General features: G+C 70.9%; 13 protein-coding genes and 1 riboswitch. Of the genes, 10 read left to right on the top strand and 3 right to left on the bottom strand.

What is annotated here, in order from left to right:
• Window positions 1-8: 8 nt before the first annotated feature.
• From ID804_RS11135 to gcvP, 5 genes are all read left to right on the top strand, one after another.
• Window positions 9-701 carry a YflT domain-containing protein gene (locus ID804_RS11135; protein ID WP_188219202.1) on the top strand — a complete coding sequence of 231 codons (693 nt, stop codon included), beginning with the start codon at window positions 9-11 and terminating at the stop codon, window positions 699-701.
• A 120-nt stretch (window positions 702-821) separates the two neighbouring features.
• Window positions 822-2,534, top strand: coding sequence for a VWA domain-containing protein (locus ID804_RS12485; protein WP_169080103.1), 1,713 nt, complete (start codon window positions 822-824; stop codon window positions 2,532-2,534).
• 146 nt (window positions 2,535-2,680) lie between these two features.
• Window positions 2,681-2,780: riboswitch (glycine riboswitch) on the top strand.
• 168 nt (window positions 2,781-2,948) lie between these two features.
• Window positions 2,949-4,088 carry a glycine cleavage system aminomethyltransferase GcvT gene (gcvT, locus tag ID804_RS11125; protein ID WP_169080101.1) on the top strand — a complete coding sequence of 380 codons (1,140 nt, stop codon included), beginning with the start codon at window positions 2,949-2,951 and terminating at the stop codon, window positions 4,086-4,088.
• Window positions 4,089-4,090: 2 nt separating this feature from the next.
• Window positions 4,091-4,462 carry a glycine cleavage system protein GcvH gene (gcvH, locus tag ID804_RS11120; protein WP_169080099.1) on the top strand — a complete coding sequence of 124 codons (372 nt, stop codon included), beginning with the start codon at window positions 4,091-4,093 and terminating at the stop codon, window positions 4,460-4,462.
• A 15-nt stretch (window positions 4,463-4,477) separates the two neighbouring features.
• Entirely contained in the window at window positions 4,478-7,402 is a 2,925-nt protein-coding gene (gene gcvP, locus ID804_RS11115) for an aminomethyl-transferring glycine dehydrogenase (protein WP_169080097.1), read from the top strand.
• A 26-nt stretch (window positions 7,403-7,428) separates the two neighbouring features.
• Here gcvP and ID804_RS11110 read toward each other — a convergent pair whose 3' ends face one another.
• Together ID804_RS11110 and ID804_RS11105 are read right to left on the bottom strand one after the other, a co-directional pair.
• Complete coding sequence (locus tag ID804_RS11110) at window positions 7,429-7,941, bottom strand: peroxiredoxin (RefSeq protein WP_169080095.1); 513 nt, start codon at window positions 7,939-7,941, stop codon at window positions 7,429-7,431.
• A gap of 9 nt (window positions 7,942-7,950) precedes the next feature.
• Window positions 7,951-8,748, bottom strand: coding sequence for a CPBP family intramembrane glutamic endopeptidase (locus ID804_RS11105; RefSeq protein WP_169080093.1), 798 nt, complete (start codon window positions 8,746-8,748; stop codon window positions 7,951-7,953).
• Between the two features lie 383 nt (window positions 8,749-9,131).
• Here ID804_RS11105 and ID804_RS11100 point away from each other — a divergent pair, with 383 nt between their 5' ends.
• The 3 genes from ID804_RS11100 to ID804_RS11090 all read left to right on the top strand — a co-directional run bounded on the left by ID804_RS11100 (window position 9,132) and on the right by ID804_RS11090 (window position 13,794).
• The gene (locus ID804_RS11100; protein WP_211161225.1) at window positions 9,132-10,940 is read left to right on the top strand and encodes an ABC transporter family substrate-binding protein; all 1,809 of its coding nucleotides are present in this window, start codon (window positions 9,132-9,134) and stop codon (window positions 10,938-10,940) included.
• Between the two features lie 134 nt (window positions 10,941-11,074).
• Entirely contained in the window at window positions 11,075-12,598 is a 1,524-nt protein-coding gene (locus tag ID804_RS11095; RefSeq protein WP_169080091.1) for an ABC transporter permease, read from the top strand.
• The gene (locus ID804_RS11090; protein WP_169080089.1) at window positions 12,598-13,794 is read left to right on the top strand and encodes an ABC transporter permease; all 1,197 of its coding nucleotides are present in this window, start codon (window positions 12,598-12,600) and stop codon (window positions 13,792-13,794) included. The genes ID804_RS11095 and ID804_RS11090 overlap by 1 nt, the downstream gene beginning before the upstream one ends.
• 23 nt (window positions 13,795-13,817) lie before the next feature.
• On the opposite strand, the gene ID804_RS11085 is transcribed toward ID804_RS11090, so the two are convergent.
• The gene (locus tag ID804_RS11085) at window positions 13,818-14,423 is read right to left on the bottom strand and encodes a PH domain-containing protein (RefSeq protein WP_169080087.1); all 606 of its coding nucleotides are present in this window, start codon (window positions 14,421-14,423) and stop codon (window positions 13,818-13,820) included.
• Between the two features lie 50 nt (window positions 14,424-14,473).
• On the opposite strand from ID804_RS11085, the gene ID804_RS11080 reads away from it, so the two are divergent.
• Both ID804_RS11080 and typA read left to right on the top strand, forming a co-directional pair.
• Window positions 14,474-16,147 carry a dipeptide ABC transporter ATP-binding protein gene (locus tag ID804_RS11080; protein WP_169080085.1) on the top strand — a complete coding sequence of 558 codons (1,674 nt, stop codon included), beginning with the start codon at window positions 14,474-14,476 and terminating at the stop codon, window positions 16,145-16,147.
• Between the two features lie 175 nt (window positions 16,148-16,322).
• Entirely contained in the window at window positions 16,323-18,230 is a 1,908-nt protein-coding gene (gene typA, locus ID804_RS11075) for a translational GTPase TypA (RefSeq protein ID WP_169080083.1), read from the top strand.
• The last annotated feature ends 11 nt before the right edge of the window (window positions 18,231-18,241 follow it).

Genomic DNA, 18,241 nt, shown 5'->3' with positions numbered 1-18,241 from the left:
ATGAGCCGATGACGAACGCCAGCCCCTTCGCGCGCCGCACGGCTCCGACGCCCGCTGTTCCGCGAGGCGACGTGCTCGGAACGTACGACACGTACCCCGAGGCGCAGAAGGTTGTGAACCGGCTCGCGATCGCCGACTTCCCGGTCAAGCAGCTGTCGATCGTCGGCAACGACCTCAAGACCGTCGAGCGCATCACGGGCAAGCTCACCTACGGCCGGGCGGCGCTCGCCGGGGCCGCGAGCGGGGCCTGGTTCGGCCTCTTCCTGGGGCTGCTGCTGTTCCTGTTCTCGCCGACCGGCGACTTCTCGTTCATCCTCGCCGCGGCGCTCATCGGTGCCGGCTTCGGCCTGCTGTTCGGGGTCGTCTCGTACGCCCTCAACCGCCGCCGTCGCGACTTCACCGCGACCCACCAGGTGGTCGCGAGCAACTACCAGGTCATCATCGACCCGAACCTGACGGCGCGCGCCCGCCTCGTGCTCGCTGGCGACGCCTCCGCGGCGGCCGAGCCGGTGGCGGCGGATGCTCCGCTCGCGCCGCCCGCACCCGAGCCCGCACCGCCCCGACCCGCCGCGGCCCCGGCGAGCGGCCCCGGCGAGCGCTCCGCCGGCTCGTCCGGCACGCCCTCGGGGACGACGCCGGACGACGGTCCCGGGGGCGGATCCGGCGCCGCCCCCGTTTCCGACGAGCCCGGCCCACGCTGACCTCCCGACCCGGCGGACGCTTGCGCACCGCTCGGGTCTTCGTAGACTGGCCCGTGGCCCCCGAAAGGGGGACCCGCGCCGTCGCCCTGCGGCGCCTCAGCTCAGCCCGATGGAGACGCCGTGAGCCGACACCGCCTGCCCCGTGAGCGCTCGCGCACCGGACTCGCCGCCGCGGTGTTCGCGGCCGTCACGGCCATGACGCTCGTGATCGCGGGCGTCGTCGGGTGGCGGGCTGGGCTCATCGACCCGCTCGTCTCCGCCTTCGCCTCGGGATGCGGCGATCGCGTCGAGCTCACGGTCGCCGTCGATCCCGAGGCCGCCGCGATCGCGGCCGACGTGGCCGCCGACCTCTCGGTCGACGACGAGGCGTGCGTGCTCCTCGACGTGCGCGAGCAGGAGTCGGCCGACACCGCGGCAGTCGTCGCCGCGGGCGCGCTCGCGGGCGTCGACGCCTGGATCCCGGATTCGACGGTCTGGCTCGATCGGGCGACGTCGACGGCGGCCTCGCTCGGTCGCCCGGCGCCGGCGATCGAGCAGCTCACGGTCATCGCCGCGACGCCCGTCGTGCTCGCGGCGCCCGCCGCGCGCGCCGACGAGCTCGGCGAGGCGCCGAGCTGGAGCCGTGTGGCGGCCGAGACCCTGCCGACCCTGCTGCCCGATCCGGAGCAGTCGGCGGCGAGTCTGGCCGGGCTGCCCGCGCTGCGCGCCGCCGTCGCGGGCGAGGAGGCCGATCGGCGCTTTGCGGCCGCGATGATCCGCCTCGGGCGCGAGATCCCCGCCGATCTCGACCAGGCGCTCGCGATGGCCGCGACCGCCGACGCGGCGACCGTCGTGGTGACGACCGAGCACGCCGTCGCCGCCCGCAACGCCGCGGGGGGCACCGAGCCCTGGGTGGCGATCTACCCCAGCGAGGGCGCGCCGCTGCTGCAGCTGCCGTTCGTCGACCTGGCCCCCGAGACCGAGGCTGCCGGCACCGCCGCCGAGGGCGAGCCGGAGGGCGAGCGCGCCGCCGATCGCCGCGCGGTCGCGCTCGCGACCGTCGCCGCGGCACTGGAGGCGGCCGAGGGCGCTCGCGAGCGCGCGGGGTTCCGCGCCGCCGACGGCAGCGGCACGATCGGCATCGCGGGCGTCGTCGAGCGACTGGAGGGCGCCCTGTCGCCGCCGCCCGCCGCCGAGCAGCTCGCGGCGCTGCGGTCGTGGAGCGTGCTGACCCTGCGCTCCCGCATGCTCGCGGTCATCGACGTCTCGGGCTCGATGGAGGAGCCCGCCGGCGGCGGTCTGCGCCGCATCGACGTCTTCCAGCAGGCGGCGCTCGCGGCGGTGCAGCGCTTCCCCGGGGAGGCGGAGCTCGGGGTGTGGGTCTTCTCGACCGAGCGCGTCGGCGGGCAGGACTGGGAGGACCTCGTGCCGGTGGAGCCGCTCGCCGACCCGGCGCAGCTCGCGCGCATCGCCGAGGTCATCGACTCGCTGCCCGGGCGGCTCGGCGGGGCGACCGGGCTCTACGACACGGTGCTCGCGGCGACCGACCGCGCGCGCCAGACGTGGGAGCCGGACAAGGTCAACTCGGTGCTGCTCATCACCGACGGTCGCAACGAGGATGCCGACGGCCTCTCGCTCGAGCAGCTCATCGCCGAGCTCGACGCGCGCGCCGACCCGGCGCGGCCCGTGCCGGTCATCATGATCGGCTTCGGCCCCGACACCGACCTCGCGGCCATGTCGCGCATCGCGGAGGCCACGGGCGGCGGCGCCTACTCGGCCACACGGCCCGAGGATCTCGGCACCGTGCTCGTCGACGCGCTCTCGCAGCGCACCTGCCGCCCGGACTGCGGCTGAGACCCAGACGCCCCCCACGCGGGCGCGACGCTCCTCGACGTGGCGCAGAGCGAACCCGCGCGGCGCGCGCCCCCTCGTCCTCGCCCACCGGGGCTTGCTACGCTGACCCTGCACGACCGCTCCACCACAACCGAACACCGGGCCGCACAGCGAGTGCGGGAGAGCCGACGGGGCCCAGGCCGCCGACGGCACCGAAGGAGCAAGCCTCCCCGCCAATCTCTCAGGTACGCGTACCGCTCTCGCCAGGCCACTCTGAAAAGCAGAGCGCGCATCCGACACCGCTGTCGGTGACCGACGCTCTCGCCCACGGTGAAAGCGACGCCCCGACCGGCACGACCGGGCTCGGCCGACCGAAGCTCTCAGGCACCATGACAGAGGGGGAGTTCCACCGGCCTTCAGCGTCAGGAGAACTCCGTGTCCGAACCCTCCACTCCCGTCTCGCGTCTCTCGCCCCTGCACGATCAGCACGTCGCGCTCGGCGCGAGCTTCACCGACTTCGCCGGCTGGCAGATGCCGGTGCGCTACACCTCCGACCTCGCCGAGCACCACGCCGTGCGCACCGCCGCGGGCCTGTTCGACATCTCGCACATGGCCGAGATCGCGGTCATCGGCGAGGCCGCCGGCGCCTTCCTCGACGAGGCCCTCGCCGGCCGGCTGTCGGCGCTCTCCGTCGGGAAGGCCAAGTACTCCCTCATCCTCGACGAGCACGGCGGCATCATCGACGACCTCATCGTCTACCGCATCACCGACCACGAGTTCCTGGTCGTCGCGAACGCCTCGAACCGGGATGCCGTGGTCGCCGCCCTCACGCAGCGCACCGCCGACCACGCGGTCGCGATCGACGACCGCACCGACGCGACGGCCCTCATCGCCGTGCAGGGGCCCGCTGCGCGCGCCGTGCTCGAGGCGACGAGCGCCTTCGTCGCCCCCGAGCTCGACGAGCTGAAGTACTACGCCTGGACGACGGGCGCCTTCGTCGCCGACCCGGCGAGCGACGACTCGGTCGCCGTGCTCGTGGCCCGCACCGGCTACACGGGCGAGGACGGCTTCGAGCTCTACCTCGACACCGCGCACGCCGCCGGGCTGTGGGCGGCCCTGCTCGAGGCCGGCGCGCCGCTCGGCCTGCAGCCGTGCGGCCTGGCCTCGCGCGACACGCTGCGCCTCGAGGCGGGCATGCCGCTCTACGGCCACGAGCTCGGCCTGAGCATCCAGCCGGTGCAGGCGGGCCTGGGTCGCGTGGTCGTGACCGACAAGCCGCACTTCGTCGGCAAGGAGGCGATCGAGCGCGGCCCGGGCGACGACGCCCGCGTGCTCGTCGGCCTTGCGGCCGAGGGCAGGCGCGCTGCGCGCGCCGGCTACCCGGTGATGGCGGGCGACGAGGTGGTCGGCGAGATCACCTCCGGCGCGCTGTCGCCGACGCTCGGCCACCCGATCGCGATGGCCTTCGTGCACCCCGCGCACGCCGCCGTCGGCGCGCAGCTCGACCTCGACGTCCGCGGCAGCCGCATCCCTGCGACCGTCGTCCCGCTCCCGTTCTACAAGAAAGAAGCCTGATCATGAGCGTTCCCGCCGACCTGCAGTACACCGCCGAGCACGAGTGGGTGCGCCTCGAGGGCGACGTCGCCACCGTGGGCATCACGCAGTACGCGGCCGACGCCCTCGGTGACGTCGTCTACGTCGACCTGCCGAAGGTGGGCGCGAGCGTCAGCTCGGGCTCGATCGTCGGCGAGGTCGAGTCGACGAAGTCGGTCGGCGAGCTGTACGCGCCGCTCGACGGCGAGGTAGTCGAGGCCAACCAGGCCGTCGTCGACGCCCCCGAGACCATCAACGCCGACCCGTACGGCGACGGCTGGCTCGTCAAGGTGCGCGTCAGCGAGACCCCGGCGCTGCTGAGCGCCGACGAGTACCGCGCCCTCATCGGCCAGTAGGAGCCCGCGACACCCATGTCTCTCGATTTCAGCGCCCGCCACATCGGCATCGACTCCGACGCGCGGCAGCTCATGCTCGACGCGCTCGGCTACGCCTCGCTCGACGACCTTATGGATGCGGCGGTCCCCTCCGCGATCCGCCAGACCGCCCCGCTGCGCAGCCTGCCCCACCCCGCGACCGAGGCCGAGGCGCTCGCCGAGCTGCGCGCCATCGCGGCCGAGAACCGCGTGCGCGTCAGCCTCATCGGCCAGGGCTACTACGGCACGATCACGCCCGCCGTGATCCAGCGGAACGTCCTCGAGAACCCGAGCTGGTACACGGCCTACACGCCGTACCAGCCGGAGATCTCGCAGGGCCGACTGGAGGCGCTGCTGAACTTCCAGACCATGGTGAGCGACCTCACGGGGCTGCACACGGCGAACGCCTCGATGCTCGACGAGGCGACCGCCGTCGTCGAGGGCATGCTGCTGGCGCGCCGCGTGTCGAAGAGCGACTCGAACCTCTTCCTGGTCGACAGCGACGTCTTCGCCCAGACGCGCGCCGTGCTCGACGGCCGGGCCGAAGCGGTCGGCCTCGAGCTGCAGTACCTGCCGCTCGCCGACACCGACCCGGCCGACCTGCCCGAGGCGTTCGGCGTCTTCGTGCAGTACCCGGCCGCCTCGGGCCGCATCTGGGATCCCTCGGCGGTCATCGCCCGCGTCAAGGAGCACGGCGGCCTCGCGATCGTCGCCGCCGACCTGCTCGCGCTCACCCTCATCACGAGCCCCGGCGAGCTCGGCGCCGACGTCGCCGTCGGCACCACCCAGCGCTTCGGCGTGCCCATGGGCTTCGGCGGACCGCACGCCGGCTACCTCGCCGTGCGCGAGGGCCTCGAGCGCTCGATGCCCGGTCGCCTCGTCGGCGTCTCCCGCGACGCGGACGGCCGCCCCGCCTACCGCCTGACCCTGCAGACGCGCGAGCAGCACATCCGCCGCGACAAGGCGACCTCGAACATCTGCACCGCGCAGGTGCTGCTCGCCGTCATGGCGTCGATGTTCGGCGTCTACCACGGGCCCGACGGCCTGCGCCGCATCGCTGACCGCGTGCACGGCCGGGCCACGGCGCTCGCCGAGGCGCTGCGCGGCGCCGGAGTCGAGCTCGCCCACGACGCCTACTTCGACACGCTCGAGGTGCGCGCTCCCGGCCGCGCCCGCGCGATCGCGGCGCGTGCCGCCGCCGACGACCTGCTGGTGTGGGTCGAGAGCGACGACGCGCTGCGCATCTCGGTCGACGAGACGACGGATGCCCGCACGATCGAGCGCCTCGCCTCCGTCTTCGAGGCGCCCGCGCCGCGATCGCAGGCCGACGCCGCGACCGCGTCGGCGATCCCCGGCGACCTGCGGCGGGCATCCGAGTTCATGACGCACCCGGTGTTCCACACGCACCGCAGCGAGACCGCGATGATGCGCTACCTGAAGCGCCTTGCCGACCGCGACTACGCGCTCGACCGCGGCATGATCCCGCTCGGGTCGTGCACGATGAAGCTCAACGCGGCGACCGAGATGGCGGCCGTGACGTGGCCCGAGTTCTCGAGCCTGCACCCCTTCGCGCCGCTCGAGGATGTGCAGGGCTCGCTCGTGCTCATCGGCATGCTCGAGACGTGGCTCGCCGAGCTCACCGGCTACGACGCCGTCTCGCTGCAGCCCAACGCCGGCTCGCAAGGCGAGCTCGCGGGCCTGCTGGCCATTCGCGGTTACCACCGCTCGCGCGGTGACGATCACCGCACGGTGTGCCTGATCCCGTCGAGCGCGCACGGCACCAACGCCGCGAGTGCCGTGCTCGCCGGCATGCGCGTCGTCGTCGTCGGCACGACCGAGACCGGTGACGTCGACCTCGCCGACCTGCGCGCGAAGATCGAGCAGCACCGCGACGAGCTCGCGGCCCTCATGATCACCTACCCCTCCACCCACGGTGTGTACGAGCACGACGTCATGGCGGTCACCGCGGCCGTGCACGAGGCCGGCGGGCAGGTGTACATCGACGGCGCCAACCTCAATGCGCTGCTCGGCTACGCCCGCTACGGCGACATCGGCGGCGACGTCAGCCACCTCAACCTGCACAAGACCTTCTGCATCCCGCACGGCGGCGGCGGTCCCGGCGTCGGGCCGGTCGCGGCGAAGGCGCACCTGGCCGAGTTCCTGCCAGGGCACCCGCTCGCGCAGATGCATCAGCACCCGCCGTTCGACATGACGACCGGCGGCGTGGGAACGGTCGAGCACCGCGGCGCGCCCGTCTCGGCGGCGCCCTACGGCTCGGCGAGCATCCTGCCGATCTCGTGGGCCTACGCGCGCATGATGGGCGCCGAGGGGCTGACGGAGGCGACGGCCAACGCCGTGCTCGCCGCGAACTACGTCGCGCTGCGGCTGCGCGAGCACTACCCGGTGCTGTACGCGGGCGAGAACGGGCTCGTCGCGCACGAGTGCATCCTCGACCTGCGCCCGCTGAAGGAGGCGACGGGCATCGGCAACGACGACGTCGCGAAGCGCCTCATGGATTACGGCTTCCACGCCCCGACCATGTCGTTCCCGGTCGCGGGCACGCTCATGGTCGAGCCGACTGAGTCGGAAGACCTGGCCGAGCTCGAGCGGTTCATCCAGGCCATGATCGCCATCCGCCTCGAGGCTGACCGCGTCGCCGCGGGGGAGTGGCCCGCTGACGACAACCCGCTCGTGAACGCGCCGCACACGGCCGAGAGCGTCATCGCCGGCGAGTGGCAGCACCCGTACTCGCGCGAGCTCGCCGTGTACCCGGCGTCGCTCGTCGCCGACGGCGCTGACGGCTCCGGAGGCTTCGGGGCGACGCGCGCCGACAAGTACTGGCCGCCGGTGCGCCGCGTCGACCAGGCGTACGGCGACCGCAACCTCGTCTGCTCGTGCTTGCCGATCGAAGCGTTCGCCTGACGGCGCGCTGACCGCGGGCGCGCGGGCTACGAAGCGGCGGATGCTCCGCCGAGCCCGCGCGCCCCGGGCAGCAGCGCGAGCTGCTCCTGGATCGTCGCAGCGCTCTGGTACGTCATGCCGACGAGCGCCACGTGCTTCCAGCGCACGACCCCCTCGGCGTCGAGCACGAACACCGAGCGGCGCACGCCGACGCCGAACAGCGACACCCCGTAGGCGTCGACGACGTCGCCGCGCTCGTCGGCGAGCAGCGGGAACGCGAGCTTCGAGCGCCGGGCGAACGACTCGTGCGAGGCCGTCGACTGGCGGCTGATCGCCCAGACCTCGGCGCCGAGCGCCTCGAAGCCAGCGAGCTCGCTCTGGTAGTTGCACAGCTGCGCCGTGCAGCCGGGCGAGGCATCGGCGGGGTAGAACGCGAGCACGAGGGGCGAGCCGCGGTGCTCGCGCAGCGAGAAGAGCCGGTGCTGGGCATCCGTGCCCTCGAGCGTGACGCCGGGCAGGGTGAAGTCGGGCGCGAGCTGACCGATCTCGGGCTGAGGCATGCCGTGAGGTTAGGCGGGCAACCCGAGAAGTTCCGGGAACGCGCTCGCCGCCCAGGGGTATCCCACGAAGATCACAGCGTCGATGACCGTGTGGCCGATGACGAGCGGCAGCACGCGGCCCGTGCGGGTGTAGATCCAGCCGAACACGATGCCCATCACGAAGTTGCCGATGAAGGCCCCGAACCCCTGGTAGAGGTGATACGTCGCCCGCAGGAGCGCGCTCGTGAGGATGATCGCCCACGGGCTCCAGCGCAGGTCGCGCAGCCGGGCGAACAGGTAGCCGACGGCGATGACCTCCTCGGTGACGCCGGCGCGCACGGCGGCGAGCAGCAGCACGGGCACCGTCCACCAGTAGGTGTCGAGCGCCGTGGGCACGACGGTGACGGTGAGACCGAGCTCGCGCCCGAGCAGGTACACGCCGAGGCCCGGCACGCCGATCAGCAGGGCGAGCCCGAGCCCGTCGCGCGTGTCGCGCCACGGCCGCGAGCCGTCGATGCCGAGCCGCTGCAGGTGGGGTCGCGCGGTGCTCCAGAGCAGGAAGGCCACGAGCGCGACGGGCACGAGGTCGAAGAAGACCCCGAGCAGCTGGTAGATGAGGTCGAAGACCTCGCGCTCCGCTCGCGGCCGGTTGATGGTCGCGGTCTGCTGGGCCAGCGGCACGTCGCGCGTGACGCGCTCGGCGATCGCGACGATCGAGTAGACCGCGCTCGCGCCGAGCGAGAGCCCGAGCACGAGCAGGATCTCCGCCCGCAGCCGACGGCGCGAGGGGAGGCCCGGCGCGCGATCGTCGGAGGGCGTCGAGGTCACGGCGCCAGTATCCCGCGCGAACCTCGTCGCACCCTGCGCGCGGACGAGCGACGTTGTGCGATCGGGGGAGCGCACGTGCCCGAACGCCGCCGCTCATTGGCGCACCCCGACAAACCCGAAGGCGACGGATGCTCGACTGACGCCTCGCGGAAGCGCGCAGTCGCGCCACTCCCGCGCGGTCGACGCAACGATCGTGCTTGGTGAGGGCCGGGTGACGCAATGATCCGTACTCGTGCACAGGATTGCTCGAATGTCGTTACCGGTGTGTAACGAATGCGCTTAGGGTTTGGCCTGGCGCTGTGCCCCTCTCTAGGGTCATAGCCAACAGGCGTGACGGCGCGCCCATCCGTGCCGCCGCGCGTCCATCTTGCACAGGAGGAAAATTGCGAATCAGCAGAATCGGGGCAGCGGGTGCGGCCACGATCGCGGCGAGCGCTCTCGTCCTCTCGGCCTGCGCTGCACCGCAGCAGGAGTCCGAGGTCGTCGAAGGCAGCTCGATCACGGTCGCGTGGAACCAGCCGTTCTACTCGTACAACAGCAACACCTCGTTCGGTAACGCCACGGCGAACGCGAACATCGTCTACATGACGAGCGGTGCGTTCAACTACTACGACAACACGCCCGAGCTGCAGCAGGACGAGTCGTTCGGCACCTACGAGGTCGTCTCGGAGGACCCGCTGGTCGTCGAGTACACGATCGCCGATGGCGTGCAGTGGTCGGACGAGGTGCCCGTCGACGAGGCCGACATGCTGCTCGCGTGGGCCGCCAACTCGGGCGTGCTGAACACCCCCGAGTTCGACCCGAGCGAGTTCACCGACCCCGAGACCGGTGAGTTCACCGACGACTACCCGACGGACGTCGTCTACTTCGACGGCGCGCTCGGCGGGGGCCTCGAGAACGTCTCGCAGACGCCCGAGATCGAGGACGGCACCATCACCCTCGAGTACGACAACATCTTCGTCGACTGGGAGCTCGTCTTCGGCGTGGGCCTGCCGGCGCACGTCGTCGCGCAGCGCGCGCTCGGCATCGAGGACGCGCAGGAGGCCAAGGACGCGCTCGTCGAGGCCATCCAGAACGAGGACCAGGAGGCCCTCGCCGCGATCTCGTCGGTCTGGAACTCGGACTGGAACTTCACCGAGATGCCGGCTGAGGAGGACGCGAACCTGCTCGTCGTCAACGGCCCGTACCAGATCACCGACTTCGTGGCCGACCAGTACATCACCCTCGAGGCCAACCCGAACTACGTGGGCGCCAACACCCCGCAGATCGAAGAGGTCACCGTCCGCTTCATCACCGACCCGCTCGCGGCCGTCCAGGCGCTCGCGAACGGCGAGGTCGACGTGATCAGCCCCCAGGCGACCGCCGACGTGGCCGACGCGCTCGCCGAGCTCGACGGCATCACCGTCCTGAACGGCATCGAGGGCACCTACGAGCACATCGACCTGCAGTTCGACCAGTCGAAGAGCGGCACCTTCAACGACCCGCTCGTGCGCGAGGCCTTCCTGAAGACCATCCCGCGCCAGCAGATCGTCGACACGCTCATCAAGCCGCTCAACCCCGAGGCCGAGGTGCGCAACTCGCAGCTCTTCGTGCCCGGTGCGCCCGGCTACGACGAGACCGTCGAGAACAACGGCATGGCCGAGCAGTTCGGTGAGGTCGACATCGAGGGCGCTCAGGCGCTCCTCGCCGAGGCCGGCGTCACGAACCCTGAGGTCTGCATCCTCTACGCGACGAACAACCCTCGCCGCGTGAACGAGTTCGCGCTCATCCAGGAGTCGGCCAACCAGGCCGGCTTCAACGTGACCGACTGCGGCAGCGACCAGTGGGGTGGCCTCCTCGGCACCCCCGGTGCCTACGACGCGGTGTTCTTCGGCTGGCAGTCGACGAGCCTCGGTGTGACCAACAGCTCGGCCACGTTCCGCACGGGCGGCATCAACAACCTCAACTTCTACTCGAACCCCGAGGTTGACGCGCTGCTCGAGGAGCTCGACACGGCTCTCGACCCGCAGGAGCAGATCGACATCCAGCTGCAGATCGACAAGCTGCTGATGGACGACTACTACGGTCTGACCATCTTCCAGTTCCCCGGAATCACGGCGTACAGCGACCGCGTCGAGGGCGTCAGCCCCGGCCCGATCTCGCCGACGATCTTCTGGAACATCTGGGACTGGACGCCGACTGAGACCGAGTAGGTCCGAGGCTCTCTCGGGCTGATCACGTCAGTCAGCTGACTCAGCACCCGGGGCGCTGGAGCCGCCGCACAGCGGCTCCAGCGCCCCACCGCTGAGTGCGTCCAGATCTTCAGTTAGGTAGGGTGCCATTTCCGATGGCCACATTCGTTATTCGGCGACTCATCGCCTCCGTCTTCGTCCTCCTCGCCGCGACGTACCTCATGTACAACCTCGTGGCGCTGTCGGGTGACCCCCTCGAGGAACTCCGTCAGAGCACGGCTCCCAACAAGGAGCAGCTCATCGAGTCGCGCACGCGACTGCTCAATCTCGACGTGCCGCCGCCGCTGCGGTACTTCATCTGGTTCGGCGCGCTCCTGCGCGGCGACTTCGGCGTCACCATCGAGGGGCGCAGCGTCAACGCGCTGCTCGAGCAGGCGCTCGGCTCGACCCTCCAGCTCGTGACCATCTCGACGATCGTCGCGATCTTTCTCGGTCTGATCGTCGGCATCACGACGGCCCTGCGTCAGTACTCGGGCTACGACTACTCGGTCACGTTCGTGTCGTTCCTGTTCTTCTCCCTCCCGATCTTCTGGGTCGCCGTGCTGCTGAAGCAGTTCGTGGCCATCGGGTTCAACGACTTCCTGCAATCCCAGTCGCAGCTGCCGCTCGTCGCCGTCGCCATCATCGCCCTGGTCTCCGGTGCGCTGTGGGCCTCGATCATCCCGGGGTCGACCAAGCGCAAGGCCATCACCTTCGCGATCGCGCTCGCCGCGACCGCCGGCATCCTGACGGTGATGAACCTCACCAACTGGTTCAGCTACCCGGCGCTCACGATCGGCGGCGTCGCGATCATGGGCATCGGCGCGGCCTTCGGGTTCACGGCGCTCATCACCGGGCTCAAGAACCGTCGCGCGCTCATCGCGGCCCTCATCGTCGCGGGCCTCGGCATCGCGCTCTACTACCCCTTCCAGTTCAGCCTGTCGTTCTACGTGACCGAGTGGTGGATGCTGCTGGGGCTCGCCGTGCTCACCGCCATCGTGAGCGGCGCCATCGGCTGGTTCGCCGGCGGCGTCGACCGCGGCCCGGTCATCCGCGTCGCGATCTTCACCGGCATCACCACGGCGTTCGTCATCGCACTCGACCGCTTCATGATGGTGTGGGACGACTACGCGAGCTCGGGGCGCATCCGCGGTCGCCCGATCGCGACCATTGGCGCATCGACCCCGAACCTCGAGGGCTCGCTGTGGGTCGAGGGCGTCGACATCTACACGCACCTGCTGCTGCCGACCCTCGCGCTGATCCTCATCTCGTTCGCGACCTACACGCGCTACTCGCGCGCGAGCCTGCTCGAGGTGCTCAACCAGGACTACATCCGCACGGCGCGGGCCAAGGGCCTCTCCGAGCGCACGGTCGTGGTCCGCCACGCCTTCCGCAACGCCCTCATCCCGATCGCGACGATCGTCGCGTTCGACATCGGCGGCATCGTCGGCGGCGCGGTCATCACCGAGCGCGTCTTCGGCTGGACCGGCATGGGGCAGCTGTTCCAGAACGGTCTGGAAGACGTCGACCCCAACCCCGTCATGGCCTTCTTCGTCGTCGTCGGCGGGCTCGCGATCCTCTTCAACCTGATCGCCGACCTCGTCTACGCCGCCCTCGACCCGCGAATCCGAGTGAACTGATGACGAACAACCCCACCTTCGAGCCGGATCACACGCCTGGCAGCGTGACCGACGCCGAGAACAACCTCGAGCTGAAGGAGGTCGAGGGCCTCAGCCAGGGGCAGATCGTCCGCCGGCGGTTCTTCCGCCACCGCGGCGCCCTCGTCTCCATGGTCGTCCTGGCCTTCATCATCATCACGGCGTTCTCGTCGGTCGGCCTGAGCTTCAGCTTCTTCGGCATCGACGTGCGCACGCCGGGCTGGTGGCAGTGGAACTGGACGCAGATCCCCGACCCGCAGAACGGCGGCGCGCCGACGCTCAGCCTCGTGCCCGAGTTCCTCGGCGGCGAGGGCATCCGCTTCGGCGATCACCCCTTCGGTCAGGACGAGGTCGGTCGCGACATCTTCGCGGTCGTCATGCGCGGCACGCAGCAGTCGATCGTCATCATGGTCGTCGTCGGCGTCATCGCCGTCTCGATCGGCACGGTCATCGGCGCGGTCTCGGGCTTCTTCCGCGGCTGGCGCGACTCGGTGCTCATGCGCTTCACCGACATCATCATCACGATCCCCGTGATCGTCGTCGGCGCCGTCGTCGGCAAGGCCGTGGGCAACCAGGGTGCGCTCGCCCTCGCCATCGTGCTCGGTCTCTTCGCCTGGACGGGTCTCGCGCGCCTCGTGCGCGCCGAGGTGCTGAGCCTGCGCGAGCGCGAGTTCGTCGACGCCGCGCGCGTCGCCGGTGCGAGCAACCGCCGCATCATCTTCAAGCACGTCCTTCCGAACGCGATCGGCGTCATCATCGTCAACGCGACGCTGCTCATGGCCGCGGCGATCCTGCTCGAGACGGCCCTGAGCTTCCTCGGGTTCGGCGTGCAGTCGCCCGACACCTCGCTCGGCAAGATCATCAGCGACAACCAGGCCGCCTTCGCCACGCGCCCGTGGCTGTTCTGGTGGCCCGGCGTGTTCATCATCGCGATCGCGCTGTGCATCAACTTCATCGGCGACGGTCTGCGCGACGCGTTCGACCCGCGCCAGAAGCGCCTGCCCAGCGCCCGCGCGCTCGCGAGGGCCACGGCGAACCGCAATGACCTCGCTCGTGCCGAGGTACTCGTGGGCACGCGCGGCGGTGACACGCAGGTCGACGGCGACGTCACGCCGGGAGGGGCGCCCGACCGGCGCGAGGACGACCGGCCGACGCACGGCTCACGAGGTGACGCCTGATGCTCGAGCTCGCTCGAGCCGCCTCAGAGCACGAGGCTCGCGGCGCACAGCGCCACGAGGCCGCCGAGCACCGAGAGCTCCACGACGTGCAGCGTGCGCCGGGGCTGCGCCTCGGGCGCCTCGGGGCGCAGCAGGCCGTCGTCGCGCAGCTGCTCCCAGTGGCGGCGGATCACGTTCGCCGCGGCGCCGCTGTCGGTGTTGAGCGCATCGCCGGGGCGGATCGAGCCGGCAACGTGGGCCGACTCGCTCACGCGCAGGTCGTCGCGACCGAGCGTCATCGGGGTCCAGCGGCTGCCGGCCGGCGCCGCCCAGGCCTCGATGCGACGGCCGCCCGCCCGCAGGGTGAGCGCCCACTTCGTGTCGATGAGCTGGATGCCCGTCCAGGGCAGCTCCCACGTCACGAAGGGGTTCCGCACGACGACGGCCTCCTCGCGCACGTCGACGCGCGGCAGCCAGAACAGCACGGCGGTGCCGTAGGCCATGAGGCCCAGCCACCAGCCGTAGCGCACGAGGCCCTCGAGGTCGCCCGTGACGACGAACCCCATCAGACCCGCCGCGGCGAGCACCGTCATGACGACGGTCAGCACGCGGCCGAACAGCGGACGGAAGACAGCCGGCTGGAAGCGCATGCTGCCAGCTTCGCAGACCGCCGCATGCCGAACGCAGGGAAGGACCTCCCGTGAGCACCACCACCCCCACCGCTGTCGAGACCGTGCTCGAGGTCGAGAACCTCGGCGTGGACTTCTGGGTCGACGGCGAGTACTACCCGGCCGCGGTCGGCCTCGACTACCGCGTCAAGCGCGGCGAGGTGCTCGCGATCGTCGGCGAGTCCGGCTCCGGCAAGAGCTCGAGCTCGATGGCGCTGCTCGGCCTCCTGCCGCCGACCGCGCGCATCACGGGTTCGATCAAGCTGCTCGGCCGCGAGATCGCGAACCTCGACAACCGCGAGCTGCGCAAGGTGCGCGGCAACCAGATCGCCGTCATCTTCCAGGAGCCCATGACGGCGCTGAACCCCGTGTACACGATCGGGTTCCAGATGGTCGAGACGCTGCGCACGCACTTCGACATGACGCCGAAGCAGGCGAAGGAGCGCGCGATCGAGCTGCTCGAGAAGGTCGAGATGCCCGACCCGGCGACAGCCTTCAACAAGTACCCGCACCAGCTCTCCGGCGGCCAGCGCCAGCGCGCCATGATCGCCCAGTCGATCTCGTGCGACCCAGTGCTGCTCATCGCCGACGAGCCGACGACGGCGCTCGACGTCACCGTGCAGGCCGAGATCCTCGAGCTGCTGCGCAGCCTGCGCACGCGCCTCGACTCCGCGATCGTGCTCATCACGCACGACATGGGCGTGGTCGCCGACCTCGCCGATTCGATCATGGTGATGAAGAACGGCGAGGCCGTGGAGCAGGGAGCGGCGCTCGACATCTTCCAGCGCCCGCAGCATCCGTACACGCAGTCGCTGCTCGCCTCGGTGCCGCACCTTGGCCTCGAGGTCAGCGAGGCGGGCGACGCGCGCCCCGCGCCGTCGACGGCCGCGACGCCCGTGCTGTCGTTCCAGGACGTCGCGATCGAGTACCCCAAGCGCGGTCGGGTGCCGGCTTTCCGCGCCGCGGACGAGATCAACCTCGACGTCTACCCGGGCGAGATCGTCGGCCTCGTGGGCGAGTCGGGCTCCGGCAAGACCACGCTGGGCCGCGCCGCGGTCGGTCTGCTGCCAATCAAGAGCGGCACGCTCATCTCGGCCGGCATCGACATCTCGGCCGGCACGACGAAGGAGCTCAAGGCGCTGCGCCGGAAGGCCGGCATCGTCTTCCAGGATCCGGGCTCGAGCCTCAACCCCCGCATGCCCATCGGCGAGTCCATCGGCGAGCCGCTGCTGCTCGCGGGCGAGGCGGAGGGCAAGGAGCTCGACAAGCGCGTGCAGGAGCTGCTGACCTCGGTCGAGCTGCCCACGAGCTACCGCAACCGCTACCCGCACGAGCTCTCCGGCGGTCAGCGCCAGCGCGTCGGCATCGCCCGCGCCCTCTCGCTCGCGCCCGAGCTGCTCATCGCAGACGAGCCGACGAGCGCGCTCGACGTCTCGGTGCAGGCCCGGTTCCTCGACCTGCTGCAGGAGCTGCAGCAGAAGCTGCAGTTCGCGTGCCTGTTCATCAGCCACGACCTCGCCGTCGTCGACATGCTCGCGCACCGCATCGCCGTCATGCACCGCGGGCGCCTGGTCGAGCAGGGCACGCGCGACGAGATCCTGCGCAGCCCGAAGGAGGCGTACACGCAGCGCCTCATCGCGGCCGTGCCGCTGCCCGACCCGATCGCGCAGCGCGAGCGTCGCGAGAGCCGGCGGGCAGGGCTGTAGGGCATGAGCGGATGCTCGGCGCGCGCCGGGCATCCGCCACCATCACGAACGCACGCAGGGGGCCGAGCAGGCCGACCGACGGGCCGCCGCAGGGCGCCCGGTAGACTGGTCGCGCTGCTCGGCCCTCTCTGTCGTGCCTGAGCCACCACTCCTCCCCGAACGAAGGCTTCTGTTTATGGCGCTCGCCACCCGCTCCGACCTGCGCAACGTGGCGATCGTCGCCCACGTCGACCACGGCAAGACCACCCTCGTCGACGCGATGCTCCGTCAGACGGGGTCGTTCGCCGCGCACGCCCACGTCGACGAGCGCGCGATGGATTCCAACGACCTCGAGCGCGAGAAGGGCATCACGATCCTCGCAAAGAACACGGCGGTGACCTACACCGGCAAGCACGCCGGCGGGCAGGAGATCACGATCAACGTGATCGACACCCCCGGCCACGCCGACTTCGGCGGCGAGGTCGAGCGCGGCCTCAGCATGGTCGACGGCGTCGTGCTGCTCGTCGACGCGAGCGAGGGCCCGCTGCCGCAGACCCGTTTCGTGCTGCGCAAGGCGCTCGCGGCGAAGCTGCCGGTCATCCTGCTGGTCAACAAGACCGACCGGCCGGATGCCCGCATCGAGGCCGTCGAGGAGGAGACCCACGATCTGCTGCTGGGCCTCGCGAGCGACCTGCAGGATGAGGTGCCCGACCTCGACGTCGACGCGATCCTCGACCTGCCGGTGATCTACGCCTCGGGTCGCGCGGGCGCCGCGAGCCGCACCCGCCCGGCCGACGGCCAGCTGCCCGACAATGACGACCTCGAGCCGCTGTTCGAGGCGATCCTCTCGCACATCCCGGCGCCGACCTACGACGACGAGCACCCGCTGCAGGCGCACGTCACGAACCTCGACGCGAGCCCCTTCCTCGGCCGCATCGCCCTGCTGCGCATCTTCAACGGCACCCTGAAGAAGGGTCAGCAGGTCGCGTGGGTGCGCCACGACGGCACGCACAGCCAGATGCGCATCACCGAGCTGCTGAAGACTCGCGCGCTCGAGCGCTACCCGGCCGAGTCGGCCGCGGCGGGCGACATCGTCGCGATCGCCGGCATCGAGGAGATCACGATCGGCGAGACCATCGCCGACCCCGACGACATCCGCCCGCTGCCGGCCATCACGGTCGATGAGCCGGCGATCTCGATGACGATCGGCACCAACACGAGCCCGCTCGTGGGCAAGGTCAAGGGCCACAAGCTCACCGCGCGCATGGTGAAGGATCGCCTCGACCGCGAGCTCATCGGCAACGTGTCGATCCGCGTGGTCGACATCGGCCGCCCCGACGCGTGGGAGGTGCAGGGTCGTGGCGAGCTCGCCCTGGCGATCCTCGTCGAGAACATGCGTCGCGAGGGCTTCGAGCTCACCGTCGGCAAGCCGCAGGTGGTCACGAAGACCATCGACGGCAAGCTGCACGAGCCCTTCGAGCACCTGACCATCGACGCTCCGGAGGAGTACCTGGGTGCGATCACGCAGCTGCTCGCCGCTCGTCGCGGCCGCATGGAGGGCATGTCGAACCACGGCACCGGCTGGGTGCGCATGGAGTTCATCGTGCCGAGCCGCGGCCTCATCGGCTTCCGCACGGAGTTCCTCACGACGACCCGCGGCACGGGCATCGCGAACGCGATCGCGCACGGCTACGAGCCGTGGGCCGGGTCGATCGTCGCGCGCAACAACGGCTCGATCGTGGCCGACCGCGCGGGCGTCGTGACGAGCAACGCGATGATGGCCCTGCAGGAGCGCATGACGTTCTTCGTGAACCCCACGGAGGAGGTCTACGAGGGCATGGTGGTGGGCGAGAACTCGCGCGCCGACGACATGGACGTCAACATCACCAAGGAGAAGAAGCTCAACAACATCCGCTCGTCGACGGCGGAGGAGCTCGAGCGCCTCACACCGCCTCGTCAGCTGACGCTCGAGGAGTGCCTCGAGTTCGCCCGCGAGGATGAGTGCGTCGAGGTAACACCCGAGAAGGTGCGCATCCGCAAGGTCGAGCTCGACCAGACGCTGCGCGCCCGCGCCGCCTCGCGCCTGAAGAAGCAGAACGCCTGACCCCAGGAGGA

Origin of the sequence: Microcella alkalica, from assembly GCF_014595885.1 — a bacterium.
Lineage (GTDB): Bacteria > Actinomycetota > Actinomycetes > Actinomycetales > Microbacteriaceae > Microcella > Microcella alkaliphila_B.
Note: the sequence above shows the minus strand (reverse complement) of the source record. Positions and strands in the feature narration are given on the sequence as shown.